The following is a 16651-nucleotide window of genomic DNA, read 5'->3' on the forward strand; positions in this document are numbered from 1 at the left end:
GTAACTTTTGTTCCTGACGGCGGAACACGGGACAATGACAGCATGAACCCACGCAAGGGGCGGCCCGGATCGCGCACGGTGCTGATCGAGGTCCGCGCGCTGCTGCCCACGCTGCGGCCGGCCGAGCGGCGCATCGCCGAGGCACTGCTGGCCGACCCCGAGGCGTTCGCCGGGCGGTCGATCGGCGAGATCGCCGAACAGTCCGAGACATCGACGACCACGGTCGTGCGGTTCACGCGGCGCATGGGTTATGAGAAATACCGCGACCTGCGGCAGGACCTGACCGAGCAGAACCTGCGCGAACGGATGGCGACCTCCGAGTCGTCGGTTCCGGCATCCGACATCTCGCCCGACGATTCGCTCACCGACGTGGTGGCCAAGATCGCCGCCACCGAGGCCCTCTCGATCGCCGACACGGCAGAGATTCTCGACATCGACAACCTGGAGCGCGCCGTCGCGGCGATCACGGGTGCGCGCCGCGTGGACATCTACGGCGTGGGTGCCAGCGCCATCGTGGCGATGGACCTGCAGCGCAAGCTGTCGCGCATCGGGCGCGTGGCACTCGAATGGTCGGAGGCGCACACCGCCTGGACCGCGGCCGCCGTGCTCGACGGTGACGCCGTGGCCGTGGCCATCTCGCACTCGGGGGCGACGACCGACACCTACGAGTTCTTGCGGCTCGCGAAGGAATCCGGCGCGGCGACCATCGCCATCACGAACGACGAGAACTCGCCGCTCGCGACGCTGGCCGACACCGTTTTGCGCACGGCCGCGCGCGAGAGCCCGCTGCGGTCGGGGGCGCTCGGCAGCCGCATCGCGCAGTTACTCGTCGTGGATTGCCTGTTCACCGGGGTGGCGCAGGCGAACTACGAGGCGTCGACGTCGGCCTTGCAGCGCACATATCGGGCGGTCGCGCGCAGCTGAGGTCAGAGGCCGAGGCGCCCGGCAAGCTCGTCGATGACGATCTCGAACCAGCGGTCGGCGTCACCCGTCGTGTTGTCGAGGTGCCCGAACAGCTCGAACGACACCGTGCCGAAGAGGTTCGTGAACGCGAAGATGACGACCATCACGAGTTCGCCCGCGGCGTCGATCTCGAAATAGCGCTTGAGGGGTTCGACCAGATCGGCCGACGCCGTCATGGCTGGGGTCACGACCGGTCGGTGCCCCGCGGCCACCGCATCCTGAAAAACGCTCGCGATGAGCAGAGAGACCATGGATGCCGGAGCCACCGTGTCTTGCGGTGCCGCGTAACCCGGCACGGGCGAGCCGTAGATGAGCGCGTAGCGGTGGCGGTTCTCGAGCGCCCAGCCGCGCACCCCGCGAGCGAGCGCCGCGAAACGTGCGCGGTAGTCGTCGCGCGGGGCGGCGGCTTCGGCGCGCGCGGCGGTCTCGCCGAGCTCGGTGTAGGCGTCGACGATGAGGGCCGTCAGGAGGGCGTCACGGCTCGGGAAGTAGCGGTAGATGGCCGACGAGACCATGCCGAGTTCGCGCGCCACGGCGCGCACCGACAGGGCGGCTGCGCCGACGTCGGCGAGCTGACGCGCGGCGATGTCGAGAGCTTCGCTGCGGACGCGTTCGCGGGCGCGCTCCCGGGCGCGGGGGCGCGGCGGTTCGGCGGCGTGAGGAGCTTCGACGCGATCGATGTCAGGCATCCCCCCAGTGTCACGTAACGGAGCCCTGCTCGCAAACGAGAGCACCGCTCTTGACAGTGCGGCCGACTCAGGCATACTCTCACTCCGAGAGCACTGCTCTCTCCCGTTCCCGCATCACCCTCACGAAGGACATCCCATGACCCGCTCACTCATCCTCGGTGCCGGCCCCATCGGCACGCATGTGGCCGACGCCCTCCTGCGGGACGGCGAAGACGTCACGCTGGCCACGCGCTCGGGCACCACGCATCCGGGCACCACGGCCGTGACGGCCGACGCGCTCGACGCCGCCTCACTCATCCCCCACCTCGACGGCGCACAGACCCTCTACGTGTGCACCAACCCGCCCTACCCCGAGTGGGCGACGATCTGGCCGGCGATCACCGACGCCATCCTCGAGGCCGCGCGCGCGACGGGCGCCGACATCGTCATGACGGGCAACCTCTACGGCTACGGGCCGATGACCGCCCGCATGACCGAAGACGCGCCGCTCGCCTCGACCGAGATGAAGGGCCGCGTGCGCGCCGAGATGTGGCAGCGCCTGAAAGAGGCCAACGATCGCGGCGACGTGCGGGCCACCGAGGTGCGCGGCAGCGACTACTTCGGCGCCGCCCCGACGGCCTCGGCCCACATCGGCGCGCGTTTCTTCGACCCGCTGTTGGCCGGCAAGACCGCGTGGCAGGTCGGGCGAACACGTCAGCCGCACAGCTGGACCTACCTGCCCGATTTCGCCGAGACCCTCGTGACGGCGGCGCGATCGGATGTCGCATGGGGCCGTCCCTGGCTCGCCCCCAACTCGTCCGAGCCGCCCCGCACCGAACTCGCCGCGCGCATCAACGCCATCGCCGGTTCGACGGGTCGCACGCGGGACATCCCGCCCATCGGGCTGGCCCTGGCCGCCGCGACCAACCCCTTCATGAGGGAACTTCGCAAGATGGCCTACCAGTTCAACGAACCGTTCCTCGTCGATTCGACCGTCACCGAACGCACGCTGGGCGTTGCCGCGACGCCCGAGAAGGAGGCTCTCGAAGCGGCTGTCGCGTTCGCGCAGCAGCGGGCGCGCGAAACCGCGGCTGCCGCCTAAGGCGACAAGCACACCAGCAAGAGAGCCGGCACGCAGCACGATCGCCCGGTCAGAGACGACTGTGCCGTGGGCCGGCGGTGCCGCTCGACCGATCGATCGGCGGCCGAGCCGCTACGCCGACGTCGTCGAGGCGCCGCGACGCGCGGGCAGGCCGACCTGCGCCCGCCACCACGGCGTCTCGACGAAACCGCGCTTCAGGAACAGCAGCTCCATGGCGGCGTTCCAACCGAGCACACCCTCGAGCGTCGACAGCGACGACGTGATGAAGCTGTAGAGATCTTCGGTCGACGGCGTGATGACCTCGCAGAACAGCGAGTTCTGGTCGAGCGTCGCCGCGAGATAACGCACGGCGGGATAGGCACGCAGGGCCTGGGCAACAGCCTCGAGCTGGCCTGGTGCCACGTTCACGGTGAGCAGCGTCTCGGCGCCCATGCCGAGGGCAGAGGCGGGCACGAGCGTGAGGGTGTCCATGCATCCGAGCTGCCGCATGCGTTCGAAACGGCGACGCACGCTCGACTCGTTCATGCCCAGGCCGTCGGCCACCGACTTGAACGTGAGGCGGCCGTCGTCGCGCAAAGCGGTGAGGATGGCTCGGTCTTGGTCGTCGAAGTGGGTCGGGTCGCACACCCCGGCGTCGACCTGCGCGAGCGATTCGGCCGCCGACTCGGGCAGCTTCATGGTGCTGGCGAACAGCTGCCGGCTCCAGTCGTAGCTCACCTTGTAGACGTGCATGATGAGGTCGCTGCGCCACCGCTCCACGCCGCGGATGGACTGCAACTGCTGGATGATCTGGGGGTAGTGCGTCGAACCACCGTGCACCACGAGCTCGGCGATCAGGTCATAGCCGCCCGTCACGAGCGTGATGAAGCGCACATCCGGATGCCCGACCAATTCTTCAGCCACCTGCAACTGCGTGCCGGGGGCGCAGTTGATGCGCACGAGGAACGCGTCGACGGGACCCTCTGAACCGAGCGCCGGCAGCACCGCGATGCGCGCGACACCCGAGCTGAGCAACTGCTGCCCGCGCCGCGTGACCGTGGCGACCGTGCCGCCCACCATCTCGGCGATGGCGCGCCAGCTGGCCCGGCCGTCGTGTTGCAACGCCACGATGATGCGGCGATCGAGCTCGGTCAGCTCGTCGAGCATTTTCACCGACACGTTCGGCTGCCCTACGGCGCCGTCGGGGTCGGGTTCGGCGTGTCGCTCGGGCCGGTCGCGGGCGTCGTCGTCGGCGGGTAGACCCGGTGCAGGAACGTGCGCACCTCGTCGGTCCATGCTTCCGCCTCCTCGATCTGGGGTGAATGCCCCGACTTCTCGAAGATTCTCAACGTGCTGTCGGGAATCAGCCGATCGATCGTCTCACTGCACGATACCGGCGTGATCCAGTCGGTGCGACCTACCGTGATGAGCGTCGGCGCCGTCACCCCCGGCAGCGCCTCTTTCAGATCGTAGTGCGGAAGGTTGTGCGAGAAGGCGTAATTGTGCGCTTCGTATCGATACGGCGTGGCCTCGACCTTGCGTTCCACGGCCGCGGGGTCGTATTCGAAGTCGTAGAGGGGCAGAATTTCGCGCCAGCAGTCGCGCAGATCGTCGTTGTCGCGCACGCGACCCTCGTCGATGCGGTCGAACTTCTCCATGTCGACCGTCACCCGGTCGCTGGCGAGCGCGTTGGCGCGCGACAGCTCGGAGTGGCTGTTGTCGGCGGCCGTGTCGCGCAGCACCATGGCGGCGACGCGGTGCGGGTAGCGGATGGCGTACTCCATCGACATGAAACCGCCGTAGGAGCCGCCCGCCATGACGACCTGCTCGACGCCCGCCCATTCGCGCAGCGCGTCGAGGTCGGCCGCCCACTGCTCGTGGGAGAACTCGCCGTTGCCCTCGCTCTGGCCCGAGCCGCGCGCGTCGAACACGATGACGCGGTACTCGTCGGCCAGGCGCCCGAAGCTCGCGCGCGGTTCGGCCCGCGAGCCGAGGCCCGGCGCGCCGTGGTGGGTGAGGATGACGGGCGCACCCTCTGGCCCTAGCACCTCGACGGCCAGACGGTTGCCGTTGATCTCGACCATCTGGGCTTCGCTCGTGGCGCGGGCGAATTCGGGGGAAACGGTTTCGGATGTCATCGCTGACCTTTCTGTCGACGTTCGGTGCGCTCGGTGCGCTCGGTGCGTTCGGTGCGTTCGGTGCCCATCACAGCTCGATGAGGCAATCGTCGAGCCGCCGCGGGAAGGAGGTGAGGGGTTCGGCCCCCTCGGCCGTGACGAGCATGCTGTCCGAGATGCGGTAGCCCGCGTGCCCCGTGACATAGATGCCCGGTTCGTTCGAGACGACCATGCCGGCCTCGAGCACCGTGGCATCGCCCGCCTCGAGCCACGGCGGCTCGTGCATGCCGAGCCCGATGCCGTGACCCTGCCGGTGCAGGATGTACTCGCCGAGCCCGGCGTCGCGGATCACGTCGAGGCACAGCTCGTTGGCCTCGCGGCACTCGAGCCCGGCCCGGATGGTCTCGCGGCCACGCTTCTGCGCCTCGTAGATGGCGTCGTGATAGCGGATCTGGGATGCCGTGGGCTCGCCCATCACGAACGTGCGCTCCCCCTCGACGAAACGCCCGCCCACGGCGCAGCCGAGCGACAACATGAAGGTGTCTCCGGGTCGCAGGCGATAACTCGAGGGCAAACCGTGAGGTTTCGAACTGTTGGCGCCCGAATAGACGAGGCCGCCGGCCAGGAACGAGCCCACCACGACATCCGCGTGCTCGTCGTACATGATGCCCGTGCCGATGCGACCGACGTGCGCCGCCAGCTCGGCCTCGCTCGGCATCTGGCCACCCGCCACGACGGCGTCGCGCACGAGCCGCACGCCCGCGTCGAGCATGCGGTCGGTGATGCGCGCGGCCTCGCGGTGCAACTCGACCTCGCCGGGCTGCTTGATGAAACGTGAGCGCAGGATCACATCGGTGGGTTCGAGCTGCGCGAACGAGAAGGCCCGCGTGGCCGCGACGAGCCGCTCATACGAGATGGTGGTCGAGTGGCCGACCCGGAAAGACGGGGCGGCGGAGGATGACGAGACCGTCGCGGGTCGCACACGCTCGGCCAAGACATCCCACGGGCTGACGACGCCCGGAAACTCGGGGTAGTCGACCAACTCGGCGTGCGCGGATTGGCTTTCGGCGTGTTCGCGCTCGAGCGCGGGCAGCAGCAGCACGCACCGACCGGATGCCTCGAGCCACACGACCACGGGCCGCTCGCCCGGGTGGTGGAAGAAGCCCGTGAGGTAGGCGACATCCTCGGGATCAGCCGTGACGACGGCATCGAGCCCGGCCTCGTGCAGGCGCTCGATGACGCCCCGCTGCACGGTTTCGAAGAATTCAGAGCCGAGGCGTTGTGTGAAAACCATGTCTACCTCCGGCGGGACTTGGGGTTGCGCGCGTCGTTGTAGGCGATCGACAGCAGCGTGGCCGAGAGCACGAGCGCGAGGATGGCGAGCGAGGGGAACAGCGTGAGCCACCAGGCGCTCGACATGGCGCCCGACTGCTGCGCCTCATAGAGGATGCGGCCCCACGACCACGTGTTCGGGTCGCCGAGGCCGAGGAACGCGAGCCCGGCCGCCGAGAGCACGGCGCGCGAGGCGGTGACGACGACCGACACGACGATGACGGGGGTCACAGCCGGGATGATGTGTTTCGTGATGATCCACGCCGGGGATGTCGTCATCAAACGCGCCGCGTCGACATAGGGCAGGCCCACCACCGTCAGGGCCTGCGAGCGCACGATGCGGGTCACCTCGGGCCACGAGAACGCCGCGACGACGAGGATGATCGTCGTGGTCGACGGCCCGACGAGCGCCGCGATGAGGATCATGAGGGGCAGGACGGGCAGCGACAGCATGAGGTCGACGAGCACCGAGATGGGGCCATCGAGCTTGCGGAAGTAGGCGCCGATGACCGCCACGAGCGTGCCGACGGCGATGGCGATGAGGCTCGCGAGCACGGCCACGAGCAGGCTCTGCTGCGTGCCCCAGATGACCTCGCCGAAGACGTCACGGCCGAGCGAGTCGGTGCCGAACCAGTGGGCGCCGGTGGGGCCCTCGAGCACGGTGTCGCCGTAGCTGCCCGGGTAGGGCGCGAGCAGCGGCGCGGCGACGGCCACGAAGACGAGGATCGCCATGACGGCGAGCGCGAGCAGGCCGAGGGGCTCCTTGCGGAAGGCCCGCCAGGTCGCGGCGCTGGCGCGCAGGCTCTCCGTCGCGACGGGTTCGGCGCCCGTCGAGGCGACGGCGGCGCGGTCGCGCTCCGCGTTCTCGCTCGCGTCGGCCGGCTGACCGGTCGCAGCGTCGGTCGCGGCAGCGGTCTCGGCGGGGTCGATGCCCGCGCCGGGTTCGGTTCCGGTGGAAGAGTCGGTGGGAGAAGACATCCGCTCGCCTTTCATCGCGCTCATGAGGTTTTCACCCGGGGGTCGAGGAGTCCGTAGACGAGGTCGGTGAGCATGTTGATGACCACGACGGTGAGCGCCAACATGAGGAACGCTCCCTGTAGAACAGGGAAGTCGAGCTGCGTGACGGCCTCGAAGATGCCGCGTCCGATGCCCGGGTAGGCGAACACGGTCTCGGTGAGCACGGCGCCGCCGACGAGGAATCCGAGCTGCAGGCCGATGAGTGTCGTGGTGGGCAGCAGGGCGTTCCGCAGAGCGTGCTTCCAGAGCACGCGGCGGGGCGGCATGCCGTTGGCGTGGGCCAGGGTCGTGTAGTCCTCGCCCAGGGCGTCGATCAGGGTCGAGCGCATGGTCAACACATACGAGCCGAGCTGGATGAGGACGAGGGATGTCGCTGGCAACACCAGGTGCTGAATGACGCTCAGGTACCACTCGCCGCCGTAGGTGCCGTTCGTGTAGGCGCCGCCGATGGGGAACCATCCGAGCGTGAGCCCGAATGTGAAGAGCAGCAGCACACCGACGCTCGGAACGAAGAGCGACTGACCCGTGACGCCGACGATCTGCACGAGGCGGTCCCAGCCGGTTCCGCGGCGGGCGGCGGCCAAGACACCGAGCGGCACGCCCACGAGAACCGTGAAGACGAGGGCCGTTCCGGTGAGAAGGAGCGTCCAGGGCAGGCGCTGCATGAGCACGTCGAGCACGGGGATCGACTGCGTGAACGAGACGCCGAGGTTGCCCTGCACGAGCTGCCAGAGGTAGAGGCCGTATTGCACGATGAGGGGCTGGTTGAGGCCGTATTGCGTGAGCAGGGCCTCGCGGGCCTCGTCGGTCATGTTCGGGCTGGCGACGGCGAGCGCCGGGTCGCCGGGCAGCAGGCGCAGCAGCAGGAACGTCACGGTCACGGCGAACCAGATCGTGAGGATTCCTCGGCCGAAGCGGCGGAGGACGAATGACCACAGAGACACGAGGCGCGGCCCTTTCCAGAGAAGAGGTGGAGCGAGGAAAAACGCGTGGAGGCGGCATCCGCCCGGTTTGGGGCTCGGGCGGATGCCGCTCTGCTCGTTACTTCAGGTGAGCGGATGCCACGCTGATCGGGTTGACGATCGACAGCAACTCACTCGGCTTCGAGACGAACCCGGTCCACTTGTCGCTGTGCGCGAAGTAGAGGTTCTGCGTGTACATGATGTTGTCGTACACGTTCTCGTTGACGATGGCGGCGGCCTCTTGCATGAGCTTGATCTTCTCGTCCTTATCGGTGGTGGCCGATGCGGTCGTGATGAGTTCGTTCAGCTCGGGGTCGTCGACGTAGCTGTAGTTGATGGCACCGTCCGGCAGGTAGGCGAGCGTCATGTTGGTGACCGGGTCATCCATGATGGCGAAGTTGCCCGCATAGATGTCGAAGTCGCCGGCGTTCGTCTGTGCCAGGTAGGTGTTGCGCTCGGTGCCCTGCAGCTCGATCGTGATGCCGGCCTTCGCGGCCGAATCCTTGACGAGGGTGGCCCACTGGCTCGTCACCGAGTCCTGCAACGAGTAGATCAGGCGGAACGACACGGGGAACATACCCGAACCGTCGGCCGTGTAACCGGCCTTCTCCATGAGCTCACGCGACAGGTCCGTGTCGAAGGTGTACTCCTTGATCGACTTGTCGTAGTAGTCGGCCAGCACGGGCATGAGCGGGCTCGAACCCGTCGACACGGCCTGATCCTGCAGCACGACCTTGCGAATAGCGTCATAGTCCACGGCGTGCGCGAGGGCCTGACGCACCTCGACCTTGGCCAGGTCGGGCTTCGTCATGTTGTAGGTCATGTGGGCATAACCGAGACCCACCGACTCCTCCACCTCGATGCCGGGCGTGTTCTGCAGCGTCTTCACCTGCGCCGGGGGCAGCGCGTTGGCGATGACATCCACCTCGCCCGACTGCAACGCCAGGATCTCGGTGTTGATATCGGGGAACACGCGGTAGACGACCTTGGCGGATGACGGGGTGCCACCCTCGACGAGCGGGTAGTCGTCGACGCGGTCCATCGAATAGCTCTGGCCGACCTGCACGTCGGTGAGCACGTAGGGACCGGCCGAGACCCAGCCGCCGTCGCTGCCGTCGTTCGGGAAGTTCGCGACCGAGTCGGCCTTCTCGAAGACGTGCTGCGGCACGACGTTGCCCCAGAAGCCGATCTCTTCGACGATCGAGGAGTCGGGCTGCGTGAGCTTGATTTCGACCCGCGTGTCAGAAACGGCCTCGGCCGACTCGAAGTTGGCGAGCTGACCGTAGAACGTGCCAGAGGGCTGATCCTGCTTGACGGCGTTCATGGTCCAGGCCACGTCTTCGGCCGTCAGCTTCTCGCCGTCGGACCACGACAGGTCGTCGCGGATCTCGTAGTAACCCGTGGTCTCGTCGACATAACCCCACTTGGTCGCCACCTGGGCTTCCTTCGTTCCGTCGTCGGCGATCGACAACAGGTGGGGGTACATCAGGTTCGTGATCCAGTAGTCGCTGCGGCTGTTGCCGATGAGCGGGTTGTAGTTCACGACGTCGGTGGTGGTGGCGATGGTGAGCGTCTCGCTCGACGCCGTCGCCTCTCCCCCGCCGGCTTCTGGCGGGGCGCTCGGGGCGCACGCGCTGAGTGCGAGTGCCGATGCGGCCAGGGCGGCCACCGCGGCGATTCGCGTAGTTTTTTTCATTTAGACCCAAACCTCCTTCAGTACCCGCAGAGTGTTTCCACCGACGACGGCGCGGATTTCGTCATCGGAATAACCGTGTTTGACCAACCAGCCGATGATGTTGAAGAACTCTTCGGCCGGGTTCTCGAGACCGTCGACATAGGCGACCTTCTCGTATTCGACAGCGCCGTGGGCCTGCCCGAGGGACAGGTTGGAGCTGAAGGCATCGTGCAGTCCGACGTGGTCGCCGAACAGCGTGTCGGGCCCGAAGCTCACATGCTCGAGGCCGACGAGGTCGACGCAGTACTCGAAGTGATCCATGACCGACTCGATCGAGTGGCGGGGATGCTTCGGAGACAGCGTCGTGTGGGGTGCGGCTTCGAGGCCGATCACGCCGCCACGCTTGGCGCATTCGACGATGGTCTCGTCGGTCTTCATGCGGTTGGTGGGCCAGACGGCGCGGGCGCCGGCGTGCGTGATGAAGACGGGCTTCTTCGAGGCCTTGATGGCGTCGACGGCCGTGACGTCGCCCGAGTGGGACACGTCGATGGCGATGCCGAGCTTGTTCATGCGCTCGACGGCGCGCTCGCCGAAGTAGGTCAGGCCGCCGTCGCCGCGTTCCTTCAGGCCCGAGCCGAGCGTGTTGGCCTCGGAGTAGGCGATGCCCATCTGACGCACGCCGAAACCGTAGAGCACGTCGAGCCGGTCGACCTCGTTCTCGATCATGGTGGATGCCTCGAGCGCGAAGACGTGGGCGATGCGGCCCGTCGCGGCGGCGTACTCGATGTCCTTGATGGTCTCGCCCTTGATGACGAAGTCCTGGTGCGCGAGGTCGGCCATGCGCACGCCGAGGTCGAACAGCACATCCTGGTACTTCCAGCCGGCGTCGCTCGAGATGCAGCACGTGCCGTCCATGCCGTTGTCGAAGACGGCCGTGATGCCCGAACGCGAGAGGCCCTCATAGCCCGTGGGTTCGCGGCCCTGGCGGATGTGGTCGCGCAGCTGCGTCATGTCTTCGGGGAACACCTGCACGTGGTCGTGCAGCGAGATGACGGTCTCTTCGCGCAACAGCTTCGTCGTGCGTTCCTTCTCGGCATCGGACAGGTCGAGGCCGGTGTATTCGGGCACGCGCCCGATCTGCTTGGCGTAGTCGAAGTGGCGGTAGTCCTTGCCGGCTTCGAGGTAGTCGTAGGCGGTGTAGCCGGTGTAGCGCTCAGAGGGTTCAAGCACGCGTGGTTCTCCTAACGATTGCGATGCCGCGAGCGGCGGTGTGCACCGACTGTTCTCGGCGTCCTAGCCCCCACTGTCGGTTACGACCGGCGCTGGTGTCAATAAAATCGAAGATATCCGGCGCAGTGTTTACCAATTTGAAACATTTCGGCGCTTTTGGCGTGACATTATGAATTTGTGGACATCTCAGAGAACAACGCATCAACGGCTCGGGCGACGCTCGCCCCACCCGTCGTCCTGCGCGTCGACGGCCTGAGCGTCAGTTTCACGGGCGGCCCCGACGACATTCCGGCCGTGCGCGACGTGGGCCTCGACATCCGACGCGGTGAGGTCGTGGCCCTGCTCGGCGAATCGGGTTCGGGCAAATCGGTCACGGCGCGCGCCATCATGGGCCTCGTCGACGAGCACACGCGCGTCAGTGCCGACACGCTGACCCTCGGCGACACCGACCTGCTCGCCATCACGCCCGAGCAACGGCGCCGGTTGCGGGGCGAGCGCATGAGCCTCGTGCTGCAGGACGCGCTCTCGGCCCTCAACCCCGTGCTGTCGATCGGCGACCAGATCGGCGAGCTCTTCCGCGTGCACCGTGGCGCCACGCGCAAACAGGCCAAGGCGTCGGCGGTCGAACTGCTCGGGCTCGTGGGCATCCCGGCACCCCAACAGCGCGTGGACGACTACCCCCACCAGTTCTCGGGCGGCATGCGTCAGCGCATCCTCATCGCCATGGCCATCGCCCTCGAACCCGAACTACTCATCGCCGACGAGCCCACCACGGCCCTCGACGTCACGGTGCAGGCGCAGATCCTCGACCTGCTCGACCGGTTGCGTTCCGAGCTCGGCATGGGCATTTTGCTGATCACGCACGACCTGGGCGTCGTCACCGAGGTCGCCGACCGCCTGGCCGTCATGTATGCCGGGCGCGTCGTCGAACGCGGCGACGCCGACACCGTGCTGGCCCGGCCGGCCCACCCCTACACTGAGGCCCTGCTGCGTTCGGTGCCGCAGGCGAGCCTGCGCGGCGGGCGGTTGCTCACCATTCCCGGGTCGCCGCCGAGCCCCGGTCAGGTGCCGACCGGATGCTCGTTCCACACGCGTTGCCTCTTCGCGGTCGACGTGTGCCGCACGACCAGACCCCCTCTCGCCGATGTGGCACCGGGCCGTGCGGCCGCCTGCCACCGAAGCGACGAACTGCTGACGGGAGCCCTGTCATGAGCGACATTTCTTCACCCCTCATCGAGCTCGGACCGACGCGCACCGAGCCAGAAGTCGTGCTCGAGGCATCCGATCTGGTGCGCACGTTCTCGGGCGGCAGCCGCCTGAAACCGCGACACGTCTCGGCCGTGGATGGCGTGAGCCTGACGTTGCGGGCCGGCGAGACGCTCGGCATCGTGGGCGAATCGGGCTGCGGCAAGTCCACGCTCGCCCGCATGCTCGTGGGCCTCGAGAAACCGGATGGCGGCACCCTGCGCTACCACGGCGACGATGTGACGGCGGGGCGCGTGCGCGACCGGCGGCTGCTGCGGCGCGGCGTGCAGATGATCTTCCAAGATCCCTACACGTCGCTCGACCCGCGCATGACCGTGGCCGACCTGATCGCCGAGCCCCTTGCCGCCACACGCACGGGCACGGCCGCCTCGCGCCGCGAACGCGTGGCCGAGCTGCTCGAACTCGTCGGGCTCGCGCCCAGCATGATGAGCCGTTTTCCGCACCAGTTCTCGGGTGGTCAGCGGCAGCGCATCGGCATCGCCCGGGCGCTCGCACTCGACCCCGACGTGCTCGTGTGCGACGAGCCCGTCTCGGCGCTCGACGTGTCGGTGCAGGCGCAGGTGATCAACCTGCTGGGCGATCTGCAGACGCGGCTCGGCGTCTCGATCCTGTTCATCGCGCACGACCTGTCGGTGGTGCGGCACATCGCCGACCGCGTGGCCGTCATGTATCTCGGGCGCATCGCCGAAGAGGGCGACACGGCCACGATCTATGACCAGCCCTCGCATCCCTACACGCAGGCCCTGCTGTCGGCCTCGCCCACGCTCGATCGTGCCGACCGAGGTCGCCTGGCCCGCCGCCGCGTGTTGCAGGGCGAGCCGCCGTCGCCCGTGAACCCGCCGACGGGATGCCGCTTCAACCCGCGCTGCTGGTTGGCGACCGACGAATGCCGCACCGATGTGCCGCTGCGACGCGAGTTCCCCGAGGGCGCCCCGCGCACCGTCGCGTGCCACCACGCCGAGCGGGCGGTCGCCGAGCTGTCGGCGGCCGGCTGAGTTGCGCCACGTCGGGGGTCTCGGGCCCGCACATAAGAAGGGCGCCGGATGATGTCATCCGACGCCCTTCTGTCACGGGGTCATGCCCCGGTCTTACCTATGCGCGGTCGGCGCGGCGGCGGCGGAACGCGGCGATTCCGACGAACGCGAGACCGGCCGCGAGTGCCGAACCGGCCACGACCGGCAACACGGATGCCTCGGCTCCCGTGTTGGCCAGGCCCGAGCCCGCGGGCTTGGCGCCGGTCGGTTTACCGGGGACGACGGCCGCGGGAGTCGTCGTGGGCGTCACCGACGCCGACGGCACGGGTGCGATGGGCGTCGGGCCGGCCGTCGGGGTGGCGGGATCGGTCGGCGTCACCACGGGGGTCGCGGGCGTCGTCGGCTGCGGCGCCGTCGGGGTGGGCGTCGGGGTCGGCTTCGGCACGGTCGTTCCCGAGACCGAGATGATGGTGTTGTCGTTGCTGTCGCTCGCGATGGGCGAAACGGTGCGCAGCGCCACCTCGAACTCGAGCCGCGTGATGGGCGTCGGCGACGAGACGACGAGGGAGCCGCATCCGGCGCCGGGCGTTTCGTTGCACGGGCTGTTCAAGCCCCAGACGGCACCCGACGCGTCGGTCGTGAACGAGGCACCGGCCGAGGGTGTGACGGTGGCTCCGGCCGGTTGCGAGGACACCAGGCGGTAGGCGTCGCTGAAGAAGGCGGTCGGCTGACCCGTGATGATGGGCCCGCGCGATCCGAGATCGGACAGGTGCACCTTCACATCGGTCATGGGTTCGCTCAGCTCGATGACGAGACGGCCGGGCGCGCAGGTGGTCGTGTCGCCGGGGCAGTCGGTCACTGTCTGCACCTTGGCGCCGAGGGCGGACGCGAACGGCCCGTCGAGGTCGTATTGGCTTGCCGTGCCGAGGTAGGTGAACTGGTCCTGCGCGGCGTCGGTCATGAAGTAGCGTTCGGCCGTGCCCGAGAGCGTGAGGTTCGCCGTGGCCCCCGAGCCGAGAGACAGCGTCGCCGACGTCGTCGAGTTCACGGTGACGCCGGTGGCGTCGTCGGCGAAGGCGGCGGACGCCCCGAAGGCCGACAGTGCGACGCCGGCTGCGACCGCGGCGGTGAGGAGGCCGATCTGGCGCCGACGGAGGCCCGCGGCGCGAGCGGCGGGGGTGGCCGAATATGACAGCTGCATGATGGATCCCTTGATCGGTGAGTGGAATTCCAGAATGGCAAACTCCTCCCACCGCTCGCGGGGGCGTTGCTGGCAGAACTCGACGCTCCGTCGGCTTGAGCGGACCGAGACCGGCGCTGTGCGGCGCATTCTCGGCCCTCGGACGAGGGGCCCCCGCCCGGGTGGCACTCAGAATCGATGCATATCGCTGCGCCTGGATCGGCGTGTCGCGTCCATCGGTGGGCAATCCCCGACCGTCCCGGTTGGGGAGAACGTTCCGTCGCTGTGATGCGTCGAGGCGACTAGCGGCGTCGGTTGCCGCCGCGTCGACGTTGCAAGACGGCCGCCATGCCCACCCACAACGCCGTCAGGACGAGATAGAGCACGCCCGTTCCCGCGTCGCCGCCCGTGAACGACAGCGCCGCGAGACTCGCGAAGATCACGGCCGCCACCCCGCACAGGATCGTGCCGATGAACGGCCGTCCCGGCGAGCCGCTCACGAGGCATCCCGGTCATCGGCCTGCCGGGAGGAACGGCCCGCGCCCAGCACACCACCGGATTCCTGGAGATAGCAGACCCCGCAGAGCGACTCGTAGCCGACCTCTTCACCGTCGATCGCCACCTGGTCGCCATCGAAGGTGAACCGGTCGCCGATGAGGCGGCCGTTGAAGATCGCCTTGCGGCCGCAGCGACAGATGGTTTTCAACTCTTCGAGGCTGTGCGCCACCTCGAGCAACCGCCGACTGCCGGGAAAGGCCACGGTCAGAAAATCGGTGCGGATGCCGTAGGCCAGAACGGGGATGCCCTCGAGCAACGCGATGCGCAACAGCCCGTCCACCTGAGCATCGGTCAAGAATTGAGCCTCGTCGACCAGCAGGCAGCTGACGTCGAGCTTGTCGGCCGCGAGCCGCTCGGCGCGATGGCGCTGGAAGAGCTCATACGAGTCGTCGGCACCCGTTATGACGTAGTCCACCTCGCGCGCGACACCCAGGCGGCTCTGGATGTGGCGGTCACCCTTCGTGTCGACGGCGGGCTTCGCGAGCAGCACGCTGTGACCGCGCTCCTCATAGTTGTAGGCCGCCTGCAGGAGCGCCGTCGACTTGCCCGAGTTCATCGCGCCATAGCGGAAGTAGAGTTTTGCCACGCGGAAAGCCTAGTCGGCGGCGCCAGGCGGCCGAAACGTGCGACGCCGCCCGGGCGACGGCACCCCGGCAACGGCGCCGCGGCGACAGCGTCTCGGCAACGGTGCCACACGACCGCGCCCCGACGACAGGAGGCCCGGACGACCGCTGCCGTCCGGGCCTCCTCGGTCATCTCATCGCCCCGCGCCTGCGGGCGGGCTGACCGTCGTGCGTCGCCCTACCGACTGCGTCGGACCCGTCGCGTCGCGGCGATCGCTACACCGGCGAGCGCCAGTATCACGGCGCCACCCGCAACCAGCGATGCGTCACCCGCGCCGGTCGACGGAAGGGTTGCCGGGGTCGGCCTCGGCTTCTCGGGGACGATCACGGCCGCCGGGGTCGGAGTGGATGTCGGCGGAATCGGAGCAGTAGTCGGCGTGGGAGTCTTCGTAGGAGCAGCTGTCGGCGTCGCAGTCGGAGTGGGCGTCGCAGTCGGAGGCGGAGTCGGCGTCGGCGTCGCAGTCGGAGTCGGCGTCGCAGTCGGAGTCGGCGTCGGCGTCGCAGTCGGAGTCGGCGTCGGCGTCGAAGTCGCAGTGGGGGTCGGAGTCGCAGTTGGCGTGGGCGTCGCAGTGGGCGTCGCAGTCGGCGTCGGAGTCGGCGTCGCAGTCGGAGTCGCAGTCGGAGTCGCAGTCGGAGTCGGAGTCGGAGTCGGAGTCGGAGTCGGCGTCGGCGTCGGCGTCGGCTCAGCAGCGGTGTTCACCGACAGGGAAACCCCGAACTGGTCCGTCGACGGGTTGAGCAGGGTGCTCTTATCCCGCGCCCTCAGGCCGAACACGAGTTCCGTGACAGGTTCGGCGTGGCTCACGACCAACGATCCACAGCCGCCCGCCCCGGGAGCACAGTCCCCGTTGTTGCCACGCCAGTAGCCGTCGCCATCGTCCGTGAATGTCGCGCCACCCGAGGGGGCCACGGTCGCACCGGCCGGCACCGAAGAGTTCAGGCGGATCGCATCCGACCCCATGTTCCCCGAGAATTCTGCAATGTGCAGGGATGCCCCGCGCACCG

The 16651-nt window shown here is 68.3% G+C and carries 17 protein-coding genes; 5 read left to right on the plus strand and 12 right to left on the minus strand.

Features of this window, described 5'->3' with window-relative positions; translation table 11 throughout:
- Window positions 1-42: 42 nt before the first annotated feature.
- Window positions 43-924, plus strand: a complete 882-nt coding sequence (locus ACZ6IE_RS10910; RefSeq protein WP_464607972.1) for a MurR/RpiR family transcriptional regulator — start codon at window positions 43-45, stop codon at window positions 922-924.
- A 2-nt stretch (window positions 925-926) separates the two neighbouring features.
- Here the strand turns inward: ACZ6IE_RS10910 and ACZ6IE_RS10915 are convergent, their stop codons facing one another.
- Window positions 927-1652 carry a TetR/AcrR family transcriptional regulator gene (locus tag ACZ6IE_RS10915; protein WP_464607973.1) on the minus strand — a complete coding sequence of 242 codons (726 nt, stop codon included), beginning with the start codon at window positions 1650-1652 and terminating at the stop codon, window positions 927-929.
- 136 nt (window positions 1653-1788) lie between these two features.
- Here ACZ6IE_RS10915 and ACZ6IE_RS10920 point away from each other — a divergent pair, with 136 nt between their 5' ends.
- Window positions 1789-2733 (plus strand): NAD-dependent epimerase/dehydratase family protein, encoded by a 945-nt coding sequence (locus ACZ6IE_RS10920; RefSeq protein ID WP_464607974.1) that lies wholly within the window; start codon window positions 1789-1791, stop codon window positions 2731-2733.
- A 111-nt stretch (window positions 2734-2844) separates the two neighbouring features.
- On the opposite strand, the gene ACZ6IE_RS10925 is transcribed toward ACZ6IE_RS10920, so the two are convergent.
- From ACZ6IE_RS10925 to ACZ6IE_RS10955, 7 genes are all read right to left on the minus strand, one after another.
- Complete coding sequence (locus ACZ6IE_RS10925) at window positions 2845-4008, minus strand: Lrp/AsnC family transcriptional regulator (RefSeq protein WP_464607975.1); 1164 nt, start codon at window positions 4006-4008, stop codon at window positions 2845-2847.
- Window positions 3903-4850 carry an alpha/beta fold hydrolase gene (locus tag ACZ6IE_RS10930; protein WP_464607976.1) on the minus strand — a complete coding sequence of 316 codons (948 nt, stop codon included), beginning with the start codon at window positions 4848-4850 and terminating at the stop codon, window positions 3903-3905. Before ACZ6IE_RS10930 ends, ACZ6IE_RS10925 begins: the two co-directional genes overlap by 106 nt.
- A gap of 67 nt (window positions 4851-4917) precedes the next feature.
- Window positions 4918-6123, minus strand: coding sequence for a M24 family metallopeptidase (locus ACZ6IE_RS10935; protein ID WP_464607977.1), 1206 nt, complete (start codon window positions 6121-6123; stop codon window positions 4918-4920).
- 2 nt (window positions 6124-6125) lie between these two features.
- Window positions 6126-7139, minus strand: coding sequence for an ABC transporter permease (locus ACZ6IE_RS10940; protein ID WP_464607978.1), 1014 nt, complete (start codon window positions 7137-7139; stop codon window positions 6126-6128).
- Window positions 7140-7159: 20 nt separating this feature from the next.
- The gene (locus tag ACZ6IE_RS10945; RefSeq protein WP_077055163.1) at window positions 7160-8122 is read right to left on the minus strand and encodes an ABC transporter permease; all 963 of its coding nucleotides are present in this window, start codon (window positions 8120-8122) and stop codon (window positions 7160-7162) included.
- 97 nt (window positions 8123-8219) lie between these two features.
- Entirely contained in the window at window positions 8220-9836 is a 1617-nt protein-coding gene (locus tag ACZ6IE_RS10950) for an ABC transporter substrate-binding protein (protein WP_464607979.1), read from the minus strand.
- Window positions 9837-11045: a dipeptidase gene (locus tag ACZ6IE_RS10955; protein WP_077055161.1), complete on the minus strand. Its 1209-nt coding sequence runs from the start codon at window positions 11043-11045 to the stop codon at window positions 9837-9839.
- Between the two features lie 177 nt (window positions 11046-11222).
- On the opposite strand from ACZ6IE_RS10955, the gene ACZ6IE_RS10960 reads away from it, so the two are divergent.
- Together ACZ6IE_RS10960 and ACZ6IE_RS10965 are read left to right on the plus strand one after the other, a co-directional pair.
- Window positions 11223-12257: an ABC transporter ATP-binding protein gene (locus tag ACZ6IE_RS10960; RefSeq protein WP_464607980.1), complete on the plus strand. Its 1035-nt coding sequence runs from the start codon at window positions 11223-11225 to the stop codon at window positions 12255-12257.
- Window positions 12254-13306 carry an ABC transporter ATP-binding protein gene (locus tag ACZ6IE_RS10965; protein ID WP_464607981.1) on the plus strand — a complete coding sequence of 351 codons (1053 nt, stop codon included), beginning with the start codon at window positions 12254-12256 and terminating at the stop codon, window positions 13304-13306. Before ACZ6IE_RS10960 ends, ACZ6IE_RS10965 begins: the two co-directional genes overlap by 4 nt.
- A 97-nt stretch (window positions 13307-13403) precedes the next feature.
- Here the strand turns inward: ACZ6IE_RS10965 and ACZ6IE_RS10970 are convergent, their stop codons facing one another.
- From ACZ6IE_RS10970 to ACZ6IE_RS10985, 4 genes are all read right to left on the minus strand, one after another.
- Complete coding sequence (locus tag ACZ6IE_RS10970) at window positions 13404-14486, minus strand: hypothetical protein (RefSeq protein ID WP_464607982.1); 1083 nt, start codon at window positions 14484-14486, stop codon at window positions 13404-13406.
- 281 nt (window positions 14487-14767) lie between these two features.
- The gene (locus ACZ6IE_RS10975; protein WP_464607983.1) at window positions 14768-14965 is read right to left on the minus strand and encodes a hypothetical protein; all 198 of its coding nucleotides are present in this window, start codon (window positions 14963-14965) and stop codon (window positions 14768-14770) included.
- Window positions 14962-15609 carry a thymidine kinase gene (locus tag ACZ6IE_RS10980; RefSeq protein WP_464607984.1) on the minus strand — a complete coding sequence of 216 codons (648 nt, stop codon included), beginning with the start codon at window positions 15607-15609 and terminating at the stop codon, window positions 14962-14964. The genes ACZ6IE_RS10975 and ACZ6IE_RS10980 overlap by 4 nt, the downstream gene beginning before the upstream one ends.
- A gap of 215 nt (window positions 15610-15824) precedes the next feature.
- Complete coding sequence (locus tag ACZ6IE_RS10985; protein ID WP_464607985.1) at window positions 15825-15974, minus strand: LPXTG cell wall anchor domain-containing protein; 150 nt, start codon at window positions 15972-15974, stop codon at window positions 15825-15827.
- A gap of 49 nt (window positions 15975-16023) precedes the next feature.
- Between ACZ6IE_RS10985 and ACZ6IE_RS10990 the strand changes: the two genes are divergently transcribed.
- The gene (locus tag ACZ6IE_RS10990; RefSeq protein ID WP_464607986.1) at window positions 16024-16512 is read left to right on the plus strand and encodes a hypothetical protein; all 489 of its coding nucleotides are present in this window, start codon (window positions 16024-16026) and stop codon (window positions 16510-16512) included.
- Window positions 16513-16651 lie beyond the last annotated feature (139 nt).

This window comes from Okibacterium sp. AC114 (genome assembly GCF_979253355.1).

What these genes read in the sequence shown, in the direction of transcription:
- ACZ6IE_RS10910 (WP_464607972.1), top strand. Translation starts at nt 43, where the DNA reads ATGAACCCACGCAAGGGGCGGCCCGGATCGCGCACGGTGCTGATCGAG.
- ACZ6IE_RS10915 (WP_464607973.1), bottom strand. Translation starts at nt 1,652, where the DNA reads ATGCCTGACATCGATCGCGTCGAAGCTCCTCACGCCGCCGAACCGCCG.
- ACZ6IE_RS10920 (WP_464607974.1), top strand. Translation starts at nt 1,789, where the DNA reads ATGACCCGCTCACTCATCCTCGGTGCCGGCCCCATCGGCACGCATGTG.
- ACZ6IE_RS10925 (WP_464607975.1), bottom strand. Translation starts at nt 4,008, where the DNA reads ATGGACCGACGAGGTGCGCACGTTCCTGCACCGGGTCTACCCGCCGAC.
- ACZ6IE_RS10930 (WP_464607976.1), bottom strand. Translation starts at nt 4,850, where the DNA reads ATGACATCCGAAACCGTTTCCCCCGAATTCGCCCGCGCCACGAGCGAA.
- ACZ6IE_RS10935 (WP_464607977.1), bottom strand. Translation starts at nt 6,123, where the DNA reads ATGGTTTTCACACAACGCCTCGGCTCTGAATTCTTCGAAACCGTGCAG.
- ACZ6IE_RS10940 (WP_464607978.1), bottom strand. Translation starts at nt 7,139, where the DNA reads ATGTCTTCTCCCACCGACTCTTCCACCGGAACCGAACCCGGCGCGGGC.
- ACZ6IE_RS10950 (WP_464607979.1), bottom strand. Translation starts at nt 9,836, where the DNA reads ATGAAAAAAACTACGCGAATCGCCGCGGTGGCCGCCCTGGCCGCATCG.
- ACZ6IE_RS10965 (WP_464607981.1), top strand. Translation starts at nt 12,254, where the DNA reads ATGAGCGACATTTCTTCACCCCTCATCGAGCTCGGACCGACGCGCACC.
- ACZ6IE_RS10970 (WP_464607982.1), bottom strand. Translation starts at nt 14,486, where the DNA reads ATGCAGCTGTCATATTCGGCCACCCCCGCCGCTCGCGCCGCGGGCCTC.